The organism is Actinokineospora sp. HUAS TT18, from assembly GCF_051364635.1.
Lineage (GTDB): Bacteria > Actinomycetota > Actinomycetes > Mycobacteriales > Pseudonocardiaceae > Actinokineospora.
Map to the genome: position 1 here is coordinate 4813161 of NZ_CP195645.1, position 14835 is coordinate 4827995.

Sequence of the window (14835 nt, forward strand, 5' to 3'; positions counted from 1 at the left end):
CCGTCGATCAGGTGGTTCAGCTGGTGGTGGTGGCGTCCTTGACCGCGTTGAGCACGACCGAGCACTGGTAGCCGCTGAGGACCTTGCTGTTCATCAGCACCGCGACCTCGACACCACCGGGGAACTTGCCCTGGCAGCTGTGCTGCTCGCGGCTGCCGCCGAGGAACAGGTCACCGCCGTGGGTGTAGGAACCGGCCCACGCGCCGGTGTTGGTCATGGTCTCGTACCAACCGAGCTTGAAGCTGTCCATCTGGAAGCGGACGGTCGGCGAGACCACCGTGCCGTGCCGCAGGTGGGCCTGCCAGCGCACCATGTCCATCGCGGACAGGTGCAGACCGCGGTGCCCACCGCACGCCTCCCAGTCGGCGCCGTCGAGCTGCACCAACACCCCGCCCTTGGCGGTGTCGGCGATGTCGTAGGCGTGCGGGGCCGTGTCGGCGCTCACCGGGACGCACGAGGTCGGCGCGATGCCCGCCGGGGCGAGCAGCCGCTCGTTGATGTAGGCCAGCGTCCACCCACCGGAGTTGGTGGCGGTGACGTCCGGGACCCCGCGACCCGGCTCGACCAGGTCCCACAGCTTCGGGATGATCAGTCGGGCGACGGCGTAGTTCATGTTCGTGTACGACCACGGCGAGTCGACCACGATCGGCTTGGTCATCGTGAACTTGACCCCGGCGTAGAGGGTGCCCACGTTGGCCTTGTCGGCATCCGACAGCGACGCGGTCATCTGCGCGATGCCCGACCGGTGGCCCAGGATCTGCCGGATGGTCAGGTTCTTCCACGACTCGTGCATGGTCGAGCGCAGGTCCAGCGGCAGGTAGCCCCAGAGCTTGGTGTCGAGGGAGACCCCCCGAGCCTCCACCAGCTTCAGCAGCGCCGCACCGGCGATGTTCTTGGTGGCGCTGGCGATGTCCATGCGGGTGTAGGGCGTGAACGCGATGTTCTTGTCGATCCGCGCCTTGCCACCCGAGCCGCTCGCGGCGAACACGCCGTCCTCGGAGATGGCGAAGGCGTAGCCGACGGTGTTCCCGTCGCCCAGCTTCTCGTGCAGGATCTGCGCGACCTTCGCCGTGTCGACCTCGACGGTCGGCTGGACGATGTCGGCCGATGCCTGCGTGGCCCCCGCCAGCGCCGCGACCGCGGTGGCCGCGGCCACCAGACTCCCCTTGATCCCCTTGCGCATTTCGTCTCCCCTGTCTCGCCGCCGACCCCTTCGGTGGCGTTGGGAGAACTCTCGCGCCCCGCCCACCCCCAGCGCGTGAGGGACGATCCCTCAATCGATGAGAGGGGGATTGGGGGGTGGGAACCGAACAACCCCCGCCTACGTCTATGCGTCTCGTATGGTTCGGTGACGACGACCAGCGACCCTGGGGGTTTTGGCGGCATGGCGTTCTACGGGGATCCCGACGAGCTCGACCGGCTCGCGACCAAGATCGAGCAGCAGGCCCAGCAGGTGCGCGACCACGGCGCCGACATGGACAAGAAGGCCGTCGCCATGCGGTGGAAGTCCATCGCCGCTGACCGGTGTCGCGAGACCGTCGCCGGGGACCGCAAGTCGCTCGACGGGACGGCCGAGAAGCTCGACCACGCCGCCGCCGTGCTGCGTCAGCACGCGCAGGAGGTGCGGGAGCTGATCGCGGCGATCAAGCGGATCGCCGAGTCGGTGGTCAACTGGTTCAACGGGGCCATCGACCGGTTCAACAAGGCGCTCGACGACTTCAAGAACATGGTGAGCGACATGGTCGACACCGTGACCGGCGTCTTCGGCGGTGGGGGCGACGCGCCGTCGCCGCCGCGGCCGCCGTGGGAGGGCTGGCGCTACCAGCCGGACAACCTGCCGCCCGCCGGGGACAAGCAGTGGCTTGAGGTCGGCAAGTTCATGAACGCCCAGGGAGTCGCCGCATGACCTCGTCCACGACCGCCCCCGCGGCGCACCGGCTCACGCTGAGCGCCGCCGAGTACGCCGCGCTCGTGGCCAGGGTCGGGGTGAGCCTGCCCCCGGACTGGGAGCCCGCCCCCGACCTGCCCACCGACGGCGCCGACGAGTCGCTGCTGGCCAAGGGCGCGCTGACCGACGCGAGCACCGTGCACCCGTCGGTGGAGCGCAACCTGCGCATCCTCGCCGCGCCGCGGATCATGTTCGACACCACCGCCACCGCGGGCAGCCGCGGCTCGCGCAGCCTGCACGCGATCTCCGGTCCGCTGGGCGCCTCGCTGTTCCTGCTGCCCGACGCCGGGGTCGAGCTGTCGATGTTCGCCGCGACGGCGCTCGGGCGCGAACTGGTGCGCGCCGTGCCCGCCGAGGTCGCGGGCATCGGGTCCGCGCTGGACGCCCCGGACGAGCTGGAGCCGCTGCGCGGGCGCGTCCCGCTGGCCGCCCTGCACGAGCTGGGCGTGGCAGACCTGCTGCGTGACGCCGACCCGGAGGCCCCGGCCTACGTGCTGGCCGAGCTGAAGCTGCCCGAGGCGGAGGCGAAGTTCGCCGCCGAGGTCGTCCGCCGCACCGACGGCGGGCTGCGCTGCCTGGTCACGGCCATCGTCGGCGGAGCTGTGCGCAACGGCCAGGTCACCTGGCTGCACAGCGACGCGGGCTGGGTGGGTGTCGCCCCGTCGGCCACCGGCGCCGACCGCAAGCTCGTCGATCTCGAACCCGTCGCACGGGAAGACCTCGGCGTCTGGCTGACGCCCTTCGTCGCGGAGGCTTTGTCATGACCGGACCCGGCGTCAGCAACATCACCGTCAACGGCGGCGCGGGCGGCAGCGACGCGTACTACGAGGACCTCGCCGCGATGGGCGACCTCACCGACGACGTGGCGGGCTCCACCCTGACCATCGCCATGAGCAGCCACAAGTACCTGGTCGACGGCGACGTGCTCGCCTCCGGCCTGCTCAACCCGGGCGGCGTGGCCAAGTTCGAGGCCGCGATGCTCGGCGCGCTTGACGGCCCGAGCGGCCTGACCGCGACCTCGGCGGCGATCGGCCTGCGCGGGCTGACTCTGCAGGCCACCAACCAGGCCTACCAGTTCGTCGACGACATGAACGCCAAGGCGCTGGAGGCGAGCCGCTGGCTCGCGGGTGCCGCGATCGGCGCGACCGGCCCGCTGGGTGTGCTCGCCGCGGCGGGCGGGGCGGGCGCGATCATCGCCGCCGACGTGTACCTCAACTACGACGGCGACTTCCAGAAGTGGCTGGTCGAGCACCCGGGCGCGGTCGACACGCTGCTCGGCATGACCCCGGGCACCCTCAGCGCCCTGGGCCTGCCCTCGACGCTGACGTCGCTGACCGAGCTGCTGGCGATGACCTACCCGGACGGCGACCCGAAGCTCACCGACCTCGGCCTGGACACCAATCCGCGCACGACCGCGCCGCCGCAGAACCTCGGCGACCTGATCGACGCGCTGGACTACCGCAACAGCACCAACAACGACGCCAACATCGACGTCCGCGCGATCAAGGACGCCAACGGCAACATCACCGGCTACGTCGTGGACATCCCCGGCACCCAGGTGTGGAACGCGCCCTTCGGCGACGACAAGGGCAGCGCCAACGACATGGGCACCAACGTCGACGCCATCGCGGGCAACGAGACCGTCCTGCAGGAGGGCATCGAGCAGGCGCTGCGCGACGCCGGGGTGCCGAAGGACGCGCCGGTCATGCTGGTCGGCCACAGCCAGGGCGGGATCGTCGCGGCCCGCGCGGCCAACGACTTCGTGGAGAACGGCACCTACAACGTCACGCACGTGGTGACGGCGGGCTCGCCGGTCGGCGGGATCGAGATGAACCCGCGCGTGCAGACGCTGTCGCTGGAGAACAACGGCGACATCGTGCCGCACCTGGACGGCCGGGAGAACCCGGACTCCGACAATCGGACCACGGTCAAGTTCGACAACCAGACCGGCACCGCGGGCGGCAACCACGCCATCAGCGGCCCGGACGGCCAGGACGCGAACTACGAGGAAGCTGCCCGGCGCGCGCAGGCGAGTGGCGACCCTTCGGTGACCCGGTTCGTCGACAGCGCGGGCAACTTCCTCGGCGGCAGCAGTGCCGACTCGCACACCTACAAGGTGGAGCGCCAGAAGTGAGGAAGCTGGTCGGGATCGCCGCGGTCGCGGTGCTGGCCGCGGGCTGCGGCGAGTCGAAGCCCGCTGCGGTGTCCGACGAGTTCAAGCAGGCGGTCAGCACCTTATTGTCCACTGTGGACAAGTCGGCGGCGCCGAAGTTCGAGGCGGTCACCTGCGGCAGCGTGCTGGACTCGCCGTCGGACCCCAAGGTCGTGATGTGGGCCGACGTCGAGGTGCGTGGCGTCTCGGCCGACAAGCTGACGGCCGCGGGTGTCGCCGCTGGGTGGCAGCCGCAGACGGCGGACGGCTACGACGCCTACCTCACCGGCCCGGGCAACGTCGCGCTCGCGCTGCGGGGCTCGAAGGTGCGTGCCGAGAAGGCCAACTGCAGTGTCGCGGACAGCAACCAGCAGCTAGGCGGCAAGGTGCGACCGGCGCTGACGGATAAGCAGTCGTCGGCGCTGGCCAAGCCGCTGGCGGCGGGCGTCGAGGTGGCCGCCGCGATCCACGAGGTCATCGGCAAGCCCCTCGATACCGCGCAGTTCCCCGCCTCAGGCAAGCCGGGTGACGCACCGAAGCTGGACCTGTCTACCTGCGGCGAGGCCAAGCGGGGTGCGACGTTCTACGCGAGCTCGAAGCACGACCTCGGGTCCGTGGACGTCGCCGACCTGGAGAAGCGCATGGTCGCCGCGGTGCCCAAGTCGGCGAAGGTCGACGAGCGGCCCGCCCAGCCCGGCTATTTCCAGGTCGACGCGGACGGCGCGAAACTGACGGTGTCGGCGGCCAAGAAGGGCGACTCGGTCGAGTTCACCCTGACCATGAACGGGCCCTGCGTACCGGTGGCATGAGAAAGGCCCGCCTGACGGCGGGCCTTTCTTCTTGTTCTCTCAGCCGAACAGCGCGGGAAGGGTACCTTCCCAGGCGGTGCGGAGTTCCTCCAGCGGGAACGTCGCCACGTCCTGGATCTCCAGGGACGCCGACTCCGGGTCGACGACGCCGGTGCGCCTGCACGGCAGGCCGCGGGCGGCGCACATCTCGGTGAAGCGCAGCTCCTCCGAGCGCGGCACGGCCACCAGGACGCGGCCCGCCGACTCGCTGAATAGCTGGACGAAGGCGTCCTGGTCGGGGTCGAGGAAGACGCGGGCGCCGACCTCGCCGATCAGGCACGTCTCGACCAGGGTCTGGATGAGGCCGCCGTCGGACAGGTCGTGCGCGGCGGAGATCATCCCGTCGCGCGAGCCCGCCACCAGGACCTCACCCAGCAGCTTCTCCCTGGCCAGGTCGACCTTCGGCGGCACGCCGCCGAGGTGGCCGTGGACCACGTGCGCCCACTCGGAGCCGTCGAACTCGTCGCGGGTGTCGCCCAGCAGCAGCAGGGTCTCGCCCGCCTCGGCGCCGATCCCGGTGGGGATGCGGCGGCGGACGTCGTCGATCACGCCGAGCACGCCGACGACCGGCGTCGGCAGGATCGCCGTGCTGCCGGTCTGGTTGTAGAAGCTGACGTTGCCGCCGGTGACCGGGATGCCCAGTTCCTTGCAGCCCTCGGCCAGGCCGCGAACCGCCGCCTCGAACTGCCACATCACGCCCGGGTCCTCGGGGGAGCCGAAGTTGAGGCAGTTGGTAACCGCGAGCGGCGTGGCGCCGGAGACGGCCACGTTGCGGTACGCCTCGGCCAGCGCGAGCTGGGTGCCGGTGTACGGGTCGAGCTTGACGAACCGGCCGTTGCAGTCGGTGGCCAGCGCGACGCCGCGCCCGGTCTCCTCGTCGATGCGGATCATGCCCGCGTCGGCGGGCTGGGCGAGCACGGTGCCGCCACGCACGTAGCGGTCGTACTGCTCGGTGACCCAGCGCCGCGAAGCGAGGTTGGGCGAGCCCACCATGCGCAGGATCTCGGCGCGCAGTTCGTCCGGAGTGGACGGACGGGGCAGCTTGGCCGCGCTGTCGGCGACCAGGTCGTCCTGGTCGGCCGGGCGGGCGATCGGGCGCTCGTACATCGGGCCCTCGTGCGCCACGGTGCGCGGCGGCACGTCGACCACGGTCTCGCCGTGCCAGGTGATGACGAGGCGGTCGCCCTCGGTGACCTCGCCGATCTCGGTGGCGATGACGTCCCACTTGGCGCACACGCTCATGAAAGCGTCCACATCGGACGGCTTGACCACCGCGCACATCCGCTCCTGCGACTCGCTGGAGAGGATCTCGGCGGCGGTCATTCCCGTGGCGCGCAACGGAACCCGGTCGAGCTCGACGCGCATGCCGCCGTCGCCCGCGCTGGCCAGCTCACTGGTCGCGCACGACAGGCCCGCGCCGCCGAGGTCCTGGATGCCGACCACGATGCCCTCGCGGAACAGCTCCAGACAGCACTCGATGAGCACCTTCTCGGTGAACGGGTCGCCGACCTGGACCGCGGGCAGCTGCTTGCGCCCGGTGCCCGACTCGTCGCCCGAGAACGTCTCGCTGGCCAGCACGGACACGCCGCCGATGCCGTCGAGACCGGTGCGGGCGCCGAAGAGGACGACCTTGTTGCCGGTGCCCGAAGCGTGCGCCAGGTGCAGGTCCTCGGACCGCATCGCGCCGACGCACAGGGCGTTGACCAGCGGGTTGCCCTGGTAGGACGGGTCGAAGACGACCTCGCCGCCGATGTTGGGCAGGCCGAGGCAGTTGCCGTAGCCGCCGATGCCCGCCACGACGCCGGGCAGCACGCGCTTGGTGTCGGGGTGGTCGGCCGCGCCGAAGCGCAGCGGGTCCATCACCGCCAGCGGACGCGCGCCCATCGCCATGATGTCGCGGACGATGCCGCCGACACCGGTCGCCGCGCCCTGGTAGGGCTCCACATAGGACGGGTGGTTGTGCGACTCCAGCTTGAACGTGACGGCCCAGCCGTCGCCGATGTCGACGACACCGGCGTTCTCGCCGATGCCCGCCAGCATCTTCGCCTTCATCTCCGGCGTCGTGTTGGCCGACCAGTGCTTCCAGTGCACCTTGGACGACTTGTACGAGCAGTGCTCGCTCCACATCACCGAGTACATGGCCAACTCGGCGTCGGTGGGGCGGCGGCCGAGGATCTCGCGGATGCGCGCGTACTCGTCCTCCTTGAGGCCGAGTTCCTTCCAGGGCTGCGCCTGGTCGGGGGTCGCCTTCGCGTGTTCGACGGTGTCGATCATGCGGTCACCACCGAGTCGAGAATGGACAGGAACAGGCCGAGGCCGTCGTCGCTTGGCCCGGTGAGGGCGTCGATGGCGTGCTCGGGGTGCGGCATCAGCCCGACGATGCGGCCCGTCGGATCGCTGATGCCCGCGATGTCGTTGAGGGAGCCGTTGGGGTTCCCGCCGACGTAGCGGAACACCACGCGGCCCTCACCCTCCAGCTCGTCCACAGTGGACTGGGCGGCGGTGTAGCGGCCGTCCATGTTCTTGACCGGGATGATGATCTCGGCACCCTGCTCGAAGCGCGTGGTCCACGCGGTGGTGCTGTTCTCGACCTTCAGCCACTGGTCGCGGCACACGAAGTGCAGGCCGGCGTTGCGCAGCAGCGCACCCGGCAGCAACCCGGCCTCGCAGAGGACCTGGAAGCCGTTGCAGATGCCCAGCACGGGCGTCCCCTTCTTCGCGGCGTCGATGATCTCGCCCATCACCGGGGCGAAACGGGCGATGGCGCCTGCGCGCAGGTAGTCGCCGTAGGAGAAGCCACCGGGCAGGATGACCGCGTCGACCCCACGCAGGTCGGCGTCACCGTGCCAGAGCGCGACCGCCTCGGCACCCGCCGCGGTGATGGCCCGCAGCGTGTCGCTGTCGTCGAGGGTGCCGGGGAAGGTGACGGCCCCGATCCTCACGAGTCCACCCGCCGCACGACGAAGTCCTCGACAACCGGGTTGGACAGGAAGCCTTCAGCGATCTTCGCGAGCGTCTCGTCGTCGACCGAGTCGTCGACCTCCAGCTCGAAATGCTTCCCCTGACGGACATCGGACACCCCATCGAAACCCAGGCGCGGCAGCGCGCGCGCCACGGCTTGCCCCTGGGGGTCGAGGATCTCCGGCTTGGGCATGACGTCGACGACGACTCGGGCCACGGCGGGCTACTCCTGAGTTCGAGCGGGCCGGTACCGCCGCAGCCTACCTGAGCTGGGAATTCACCAGGCGGCCACCTTTGACGGGGGTGAGCTGGGCCACTGCCCACGATGGGGTGAACGCGGTGGACGGCCATGGGGAGGCGGGCTAACCTGGTCACATGCGCTGGCCCGTAAGCCAGCGAAGTGAGCCCAGCCCACGTCCGGACGGTCGGCGGCTGGGCTTCGCGCTTTCTCCGGCTCAGCGCACCTCGACCACCCCGGTGACGATGCCGCCAACCCGCCGCGCCCAGTCACCGCCCGCACCGAACGCCCACGCGACGGCATCGGCGATCCAGAGCAGCTCCTCCTGGTGGCTGCACAGATGCTCGTAGGAGAGCCCCGACTCACGGGCCACCTTGCCGAGCACCCGGCGAATGGTGGCGACGTCGATCCGATCGCGATCATCCCGGCTGTCCAGGACCATCCGGCTCGCGTCGACCTCGATCAAACTCGCGCTCAGCGCCGCAAGGCAGTCCTGCCGCGCCGCCTCCAGGCCGTCCGAGCAGTCGGCGGTGTAGATCCAGCACCTAAGTCCGGCATCGGCCATCCGGGACAGCACGGCCTTTCGCCGACGCGGGGTTTCCTTCTTGAAGTGCAGCTCTCGCTGCCCAGGCATCAGCAACGATCGCAGCAGTGTCCTGGCGGGATGCAGTTGGCCGGGATCGAGGTATGCCGCCGCGATGAGGTAGTTCGAGCGGCGGCGGGATTCGTCGACGAAGACATGCAAGCTCACCTAAGGCTGGTCGGCACGGGAGGTGTCCGGCTGGATCGCTTGAACGGGTGTTCGCCTTGAGCGAGAGCGGTGGCGCGGTGGGTGGGGGTGCGACGAGGGTGGACGCATGCGACTCCTAGTGCTCGGCGGTACCCGTTTCCTCAGCCACGCTGTCGCCGCCGAGGCGGTTCGGCGGGGGCATGACGTGACCTGTGCGGCGAGAGGCGAGTCCGGCCAGGTGCCCTCGGGGGCGAAGCTCGTCAAGGTCGACCGGGACACCGACGGCGGCCTCGACGCCGTCACCGGGGAGTTCGACGCGGTCGTCGACGTCGCGCGGATTTCGTTCTCGTGGGTTCGGCGGGCGCTCGACGTGCTGGGTGGGCGGGTGGGGCACTGGGTGTTCGTGTCGTCCATCAGCGTCTATGGCGAACCGAACGCGGTGAACGACGTGCTGCTGCCGCCCCAGGAGATCGACGACGAGCCCGAGTCGTACGGCAACATCAAGGTGGCCTCGGAGAACGCCGTCCTCAAAGCCTTCCCCGACGCCTTCATCGCGCGGGCGGGGCTGCTCACCGGGCCCGGCGACCTCAGCGACCGGTTCGGCTACTGGCCCGCGCGGATGTCGCGGGGTGGGCGCGTCGTCGTGCCCGATGTCGACCACCTGACCAGCTATGTGGACGTCCGGGACGCGGCGGCGTGGCTGGTCGACGCGGCTGAGACCCAGGTCAAGGGGACCTTCGACGTCACAGGGCCCGCCGTGCCGCTACCGGCGCTGCTGCGTGACATCGCGGCGGGCTTCGACGTCGAGTTGGTGCCAGTCAGCGAGGAGACGTTGGGCAAGCTCGGGGTGCAGCCGTGGATGGGGCCGAAGTCGCTGCCGCTGTGGGTGCCCAAGTCCCACAGCATGATGACCGCCCGCGACGCCGGTCCCGCGCTGGCCGCCGGGCTCAAGGTGCGGCCGCTGGCCGACGCGGTGGCGGGCGCGCTCGACTACGAGCGGGCGCTCGGGCTCGACCGGGAGCGGAAGTCGGGCCTGAGCGCCGCGGAGGAGGCCGAAGTCCTCAGCACCCTCTAAAAGTTCAGCGGCCGTGTAGGAGCTTGATCAGCTTCTCGACCCGTTCGTCCACCTTCGCCGTGCGGGCGAACGTGGTCAGCACGAGCGGGGCGCGGAAGCGCTGGCGGGCGATCGCCTTCGGGCGGCCGAACTCGCGCAGGCCCTCCGGTCCGTGGATGCGGCCGAAGCCGGAGTCCCCGCTGCCGCCGAACGGCAGCGACGGCACCCCGGCGAAGCTGATCACCGAGTTCACCGCGACCATGCCCGACCGCAGCCGCCGCGCGAGTTCCATGCCCCGGGACTTGGAGAACACCGTGCCGCCGAGGCCGTAGGTCGTGTCGTTGGCCTTGGCGATGGCCTCGTCCATGTCGCGGACCTTCGCGACCGTCAGCGTCGGGCCGAACGTCTCCTCGCGCACCGCGGCGGCGTCCTCGGGGACGTCGACCAGCACCGTCGGCTCCACGAACCGGGCGCCGACCGTGCCGCCGGTCAGGGCCTTGCCGCCGCGGGCGACGGCGTCGTCGATGTGGCGGCGGATGATGTCGAGCTGGGCGGGCATGGTGATCGGGCCGATCTGCGTGCCCGGCTTCACCTCGCGGGCCTTCTCGACGACCTTCGCGACGAACTCGTCGTACACCCGCTCGTGCACGTAGACCCGTTCCACGCCGACGCACGTCTGGCCGGCGTTGGAGAAGCCGCCCCACACGGCCGCGTCGGCGGCGGCGTCGATGTCGGCGTCCGCGTCGACCAGCAGCGCGTCCTTGCCGCCCGCCTCGATGAGGACCGGGGTCAGGGTCTCGGCGCAGGCGGCCATGATCTTCTTGCCGGTGCCGGGCGAGCCGGTGAAGGCGATCTTGGCGACCCCGGACGCACACAGCGCCGCGCCGGTCGCGCCGAGGCCGGTCACCACCTGGAACACCGGCTGCTCGGGCACCACCTCGGCGAAGCTGTCGGCCAGCCAGCGGCCCACCGCCGGGGTGTACTCGCTCGGCTTGAACACCACCGCGTTGCCCGCGGCCAGCGCGTACGCGATCGACCCCATCGGCGTGAACACCGGGTAGTTCCACGGCCCGATGACCCCGACGACCCCGAGCGGCTGGTACTCCACCGTCGCGGCGTGGTTGGCCATCAGCAGCCCCGGCGAACGCCGGTGCGGACCGAGCACCTTGCGCGCGTGCTTGGCGGCCCACGCGGTGTGGTCGATCGCCAGGATGATCTCCAGCATGGCGTCTGCGTGCGGCTTGCCGGTCTCGGCGTGCACGACGTCGGCCAGCTCGTGCGCCCGCCTGGTCAGCGCGGCCTTCCACCGGCCGAGCCGCTCCGCGCGGCCCGCGAACCCGAGCGACGCCCACCAGTCCGCCGCCGGGCGCGCCCGGTCGACCGCGGCCTGGACCTCCTCCGGGCCCGCGATCGGATGCGTGCCGACCACCTCTCCGGTCGCCGGGTCCACCGAGTCGAATGTCGCCTGAACGGTCGTCATGCGCCCCAAGCTACCCGTCGGTACCCGAGCGCGGCGATACCCTTCCCCGCGTGAAGATCACCCACTTTGGACACTCGTGCGTGCTGGTCGAGACCGGGTCGGCGCGGCTGCTGTTCGACCCGGGGGTGTGGTCGCACGGGTTCGAGGACCTGCGCGACCTCGACGCCGTGCTCATCACCCACCTGCACGGCGACCACCTCGACCCCGACCGGCTCGCGCCGCTCATGGCGGCCAATCAACACGCCGAGCTGGTCGTCGACCCGGGGTCGGCGGGGGTGCTCGAACCGCTGGGCCTGGTCGCGCGGGTGCTGAACGCCGGTGACACCGCCACGCTGGCCGGCGCCACGGTCGCCGCGGTCGGGGGTGCGCACGCGGTCATTCATCCGGAGATCGAAGTGCCGCCCAACCTCGGTTATGTCGTTGACGACGGCGCTTTCTACCACCCAGGCGACTCGTTATTCGTGCCCGAACAGAAGATCGACGTATTGGCCCTGCCGACCGCCGCGCCGTGGATGAAGCTCGCTGAGACGGTCGAGTATTTCCGGGCAATCGCGCCGAGGGTGGCCATGCCGATCCACGAGGGCTGGCTGAGCCAGGGCGGCATCGATTCGTCATTCCACCGATTCACCTCAATGGGCCCCGACGGTTCTCGGGTGCACCTGCCCGTCGCGGCCGAGACGGCCGAGGTGTAGTCGGCCGTTCAGCGCAATTCGGCGAATTTGTTCGTCACACCGCGTCCCAAACACGGCTTCGCGCAGTCAAGGTTGGGTAACGGGCTCCTGCAGCCCGCGCCGACCGGCGCGGGTCCGCCCCTGAGTTGTCCGGAGGACATCGTGTTCCTGCGTTCACGCACCCGGCTCCGCCGCGCGGCCACCGCCGCGCTGGTCGGCGCCGGACTCGTCGCCACCGCCGTCCCGGCGCTGGCCGCCCCCGGCGTCCCTGCCGCCCCGGGGTCGATCTCCGCGCCCGCCGCCGCGGGCCTGCGCTCGTACCTGGTCATCACCGCGCCGAACGACACCGCGGGCGCCAAGACCGCGGTCGCGAACAACAGCGGCACCGTCTACGCGTCCTACGACGCGATCGGTGTCATCGTCGCGCACTCGTCGGCCACCGACTTCGCCACCAAGATGCGCGCCGTCTCCGGCGTCCAGCAGGTCGGCGCGACCCGCACCAGCGACGTCCCGGCCGAAGCGGCCAACCCGGCGATCCCGGCGTCGCCGTCGCAGACGACCCCGACGGCCAACGAGACCAACCGGTCCGACATGACCCAGATCAAGGCCGACCAGGCATGGGCGGTCAACCCGGGCTCGTCGAGCGTCACCGTCGGCGTCCTCGACACCGGCGTCGACGACCAGCACTACGACCTCAAGGCCAACTTCGACGCCACCAAGTCGGCGTCGTGCGCCTACGGCAAGCTCGACACCCGCGCGGGCTCGTGGCGCGACACCGGTAGCCACGGCACGCACGTCGCGGGCACCATCGCCGCGGCCAAGAACGGCAAGGGCATGGTCGGCGTCGCCCCCGGCGTCAAGATCGCCTCGGTCCGCATCGCGGAGACGCCGAGCGGCCTGTTCTTCGCCGAGAACACCATCTGCGCGTTCGTCTTCGCCGGTGACAAGGGCCTCGACGTCACCAACAACAGCTACTACACCGACCCGTGGCTGTTCAACTGCCCGAGCGACGCCGACCAGGCCGCCATCCTCGAAGGCACCAAGCGCGCCGCGCTGTACGCCGAGGGCAAGGGCGTGCTGAACGTCGCGGCCGCGGGCAACGAGAACTACAACCTGGCGAGCAAGTCGAACGACACCACCAGCCCGAACGACTCGACCCCGGTCACCCGGACGATCACGAACTCCTGCCTCAGCGTCCCGACCGAGCTGCCCGGTGTCGTGACCGTCTCGTCGATCAACTCGTCGAACACCAAGTCGTCGTTCTCGAACTTCGGCACCGACAAGATCGCCGTCGCCGCGCCCGGTGACAACGTCTACTCGACGGTCCCCGGCGGCGGCTACGGCGCCAAGTCGGGCACCTCGATGGCCTCGCCGCACGTCGCCGGTGTCGCCGCGCTGCTCGTGAGCGTCAACCCGACCGCCACCCTCGCCGACCTGCGCGGCAAGCTGGGCGTCCAGGCCGACGACCTGGCCTGCAACGACAGCCGCTGCTCGGGCACCACCGCGAAGAACAACTTCTACGGTGAGGGCCGCGTCGACGCGCTGGAGGCGGTCTCCGGCACCACGCCGCCGCCCACCGGCAAGGTCTTCGAGAACACCAACGACGTCCAGATCGCCGACTCGCCCGGCGCTGCCGTCTTCAGCGACGTCGTCGTCTCCGGCGTCACCGGCAACGCCCCGGCGACCCTGAAGGTCGACGTCAACATCGTCCACACCTGGCGCGGTGACCTCGTCATCGATCTGGTGGCCCCGGACGGCACCGCCTACCGGCTGAAGAACTCGTCGTCGAACGACTCGGCCGACAACGTGATCGCCACCTACACGGTGAACGCGTCGACCGAGGTCGCCAACGGCACCTGGCGACTGAAGGTCCAGGACGTGGCCCGGTACGACACCGGCTACATCAACTCCTGGAAGCTCACCTTCTGAGCAGGCCCACCGGGTAGTGAATGAAAGAAGCCCCCGTCGAGACCACGGCGGTCTCGGCGGGGGCTTTCCCGTTCGGTCAGATCGCGACGCGCGCGGGCGACTCGGCCGGGCGCGCGACCTGCGGCAGCGGACGCGGGGCCAAGACCTCGGGATACGTCACGCCGACGGCGCCGTGGGTGCGGGCGTTGTCGATGGCGTCCAGCACCGCCTGACGCAGGCCGGGGCGGGCCAGGTCGGCGGCGTCCACACCCAGGCGGACCAAGCCGCCGCGACGGGCGACGCGGGCGGCGGCGAGGACGAAGGTGAAGCACCACAGGGTCTCGGCGCGCTCGGTCTGGGCGAGGCCCAGCACACGGGAGCGGTGGACGCCGCCTGTGCGCAGGTCGCGCACGCCGTAGAGGTCGGCGCACAGTGTGAAGCCCTTGTCGGCCAGCGCGGTCACGGTCCCTCGGGACGCGTACCAGCGCGGCGGGGCGAAGGCGTCGGTGGTGAGGCCGACGCGGTCCATCGCGGCGACCGCGGCCGTCAGGCGCAGGCGCGCCTCGTGGGCGGGCAGCGCGGCGAACTCGGCGCGGCGGCCGACAGCGAGGGTGCGGGCGCGCGGTTCCGGGGAGTGGTCGAAGCCGTGCATGAGCACCGCGTCGCCCGCCGCGCGGCGGGTGCGGACCCAGTCGGCGACCGCGCCGTCGCGGCGGGGGGCGAACAGCAGCGACAGCGGCACGCCGCGCTTCTGCGTCTCCTCGGCGAGGTCGGCGCAGCGGTGCAGCGTCCGGGTGTCGATACCGGCCAGCGAAACCACGAGTCGTCCCGTCACGCTATCCATC

At 70.8% G+C, this 14835-nt stretch carries 14 protein-coding genes; 7 read left to right on the plus strand and 7 right to left on the minus strand.

The features are described from left to right. Positions 1–16: 16 nt before the first annotated feature. A complete protein-coding gene (locus ACSHT8_RS21975) occupies positions 17–1183 on the minus strand; it encodes a serine hydrolase domain-containing protein (protein WP_436492793.1) in 1167 nt (388 codons plus the stop codon). A gap of 201 nt (positions 1184–1384) precedes the next feature. On the opposite strand from ACSHT8_RS21975, the gene ACSHT8_RS21980 reads away from it, so the two are divergent. From ACSHT8_RS21980 to ACSHT8_RS21995, 4 genes are read left to right on the plus strand one after another with little or no spacing between them, the layout of a single operon-like run. Further along, entirely contained in the window at positions 1385–1906 is a 522-nt protein-coding gene (locus tag ACSHT8_RS21980) for a WXG100 family type VII secretion target (RefSeq protein WP_436492794.1), read from the plus strand. Further along, a complete protein-coding gene (locus ACSHT8_RS21985) occupies positions 1903–2712 on the plus strand; it encodes a hypothetical protein (protein WP_436492795.1) in 810 nt (269 codons plus the stop codon). Before ACSHT8_RS21980 ends, ACSHT8_RS21985 begins: the two co-directional genes overlap by 4 nt. Further along, positions 2709–4082, plus strand: coding sequence for a lipase family protein (locus tag ACSHT8_RS21990; RefSeq protein WP_436492796.1), 1374 nt, complete (start codon positions 2709–2711; stop codon positions 4080–4082). Before ACSHT8_RS21985 ends, ACSHT8_RS21990 begins: the two co-directional genes overlap by 4 nt. After that, positions 4079–4909, plus strand: coding sequence for a hypothetical protein (locus ACSHT8_RS21995; protein WP_436492797.1), 831 nt, complete (start codon positions 4079–4081; stop codon positions 4907–4909). Before ACSHT8_RS21990 ends, ACSHT8_RS21995 begins: the two co-directional genes overlap by 4 nt. A 39-nt stretch (positions 4910–4948) precedes the next feature. On the opposite strand, the gene purL is transcribed toward ACSHT8_RS21995, so the two are convergent. The 4 genes from purL to ACSHT8_RS22015 form a co-directional block, all read right to left on the minus strand. Further along, entirely contained in the window at positions 4949–7222 is a 2274-nt protein-coding gene (gene purL, locus ACSHT8_RS22000) for a phosphoribosylformylglycinamidine synthase subunit PurL (RefSeq protein ID WP_436492798.1), read from the minus strand. Then, positions 7219–7890, minus strand: coding sequence for a phosphoribosylformylglycinamidine synthase subunit PurQ (gene purQ / locus ACSHT8_RS22005; RefSeq protein ID WP_436492799.1), 672 nt, complete (start codon positions 7888–7890; stop codon positions 7219–7221). Before purQ ends, purL begins: the two co-directional genes overlap by 4 nt. Beyond that, a complete protein-coding gene (gene purS, locus ACSHT8_RS22010; protein WP_054052885.1) occupies positions 7887–8126 on the minus strand; it encodes a phosphoribosylformylglycinamidine synthase subunit PurS in 240 nt (79 codons plus the stop codon). The genes purQ and purS overlap by 4 nt, the downstream gene beginning before the upstream one ends. A 238-nt stretch (positions 8127–8364) precedes the next feature. After that, complete coding sequence (locus tag ACSHT8_RS22015) at positions 8365–8898, minus strand: hypothetical protein (protein WP_436492800.1); 534 nt, start codon at positions 8896–8898, stop codon at positions 8365–8367. Positions 8899–9004: 106 nt separating this feature from the next. On the opposite strand from ACSHT8_RS22015, the gene ACSHT8_RS22020 reads away from it, so the two are divergent. Further along, a complete protein-coding gene (locus ACSHT8_RS22020) occupies positions 9005–9952 on the plus strand; it encodes an NAD-dependent epimerase/dehydratase family protein (protein ID WP_436492801.1) in 948 nt (315 codons plus the stop codon). A 4-nt stretch (positions 9953–9956) separates the two neighbouring features. Here the strand turns inward: ACSHT8_RS22020 and ACSHT8_RS22025 are convergent, their stop codons facing one another. Continuing rightward, the gene (locus tag ACSHT8_RS22025; RefSeq protein WP_436492802.1) at positions 9957–11411 is read right to left on the minus strand and encodes an aldehyde dehydrogenase family protein; all 1455 of its coding nucleotides are present in this window, start codon (positions 11409–11411) and stop codon (positions 9957–9959) included. Positions 11412–11461: 50 nt separating this feature from the next. On the opposite strand from ACSHT8_RS22025, the gene ACSHT8_RS22030 reads away from it, so the two are divergent. Together ACSHT8_RS22030 and ACSHT8_RS22035 are read left to right on the plus strand one after the other, a co-directional pair. Next, the gene (locus ACSHT8_RS22030) at positions 11462–12103 is read left to right on the plus strand and encodes an MBL fold metallo-hydrolase (protein ID WP_436492803.1); all 642 of its coding nucleotides are present in this window, start codon (positions 11462–11464) and stop codon (positions 12101–12103) included. A 141-nt stretch (positions 12104–12244) separates the two neighbouring features. Continuing rightward, positions 12245–14011: a S8 family peptidase gene (locus ACSHT8_RS22035; protein ID WP_436492804.1), complete on the plus strand. Its 1767-nt coding sequence runs from the start codon at positions 12245–12247 to the stop codon at positions 14009–14011. A gap of 76 nt (positions 14012–14087) precedes the next feature. On the opposite strand, the gene ACSHT8_RS22040 is transcribed toward ACSHT8_RS22035, so the two are convergent. Continuing rightward, complete coding sequence (locus ACSHT8_RS22040; protein ID WP_436492805.1) at positions 14088–14834, minus strand: DUF2334 domain-containing protein; 747 nt, start codon at positions 14832–14834, stop codon at positions 14088–14090. Between the last annotated feature and the right edge of the window lies 1 nt (position 14835).

Excerpts from the sequence above, each read along its gene's own strand:
- ACSHT8_RS21975 (WP_436492793.1), bottom strand. The coding sequence starts at position 1,183 with ATGCGCAAGGGGATCAAGGGGAGTCTGGTGGCCGCGGCCACCGCGGTC.
- ACSHT8_RS22025 (WP_436492802.1), bottom strand. The coding sequence starts at position 11,411 with ATGACGACCGTTCAGGCGACATTCGACTCGGTGGACCCGGCGACCGGA.
- ACSHT8_RS21980 (WP_436492794.1), top strand. The coding sequence starts at position 1,385 with ATGGCGTTCTACGGGGATCCCGACGAGCTCGACCGGCTCGCGACCAAG.
- ACSHT8_RS21985 (WP_436492795.1), top strand. The coding sequence starts at position 1,903 with ATGACCTCGTCCACGACCGCCCCCGCGGCGCACCGGCTCACGCTGAGC.
- ACSHT8_RS22020 (WP_436492801.1), top strand. The coding sequence starts at position 9,005 with ATGCGACTCCTAGTGCTCGGCGGTACCCGTTTCCTCAGCCACGCTGTC.
- ACSHT8_RS22040 (WP_436492805.1), bottom strand. The coding sequence starts at position 14,834 with ATGGATAGCGTGACGGGACGACTCGTGGTTTCGCTGGCCGGTATCGAC.
- purL (WP_436492798.1), bottom strand. The coding sequence starts at position 7,222 with ATGATCGACACCGTCGAACACGCGAAGGCGACCCCCGACCAGGCGCAG.
- ACSHT8_RS21990 (WP_436492796.1), top strand. The coding sequence starts at position 2,709 with ATGACCGGACCCGGCGTCAGCAACATCACCGTCAACGGCGGCGCGGGC.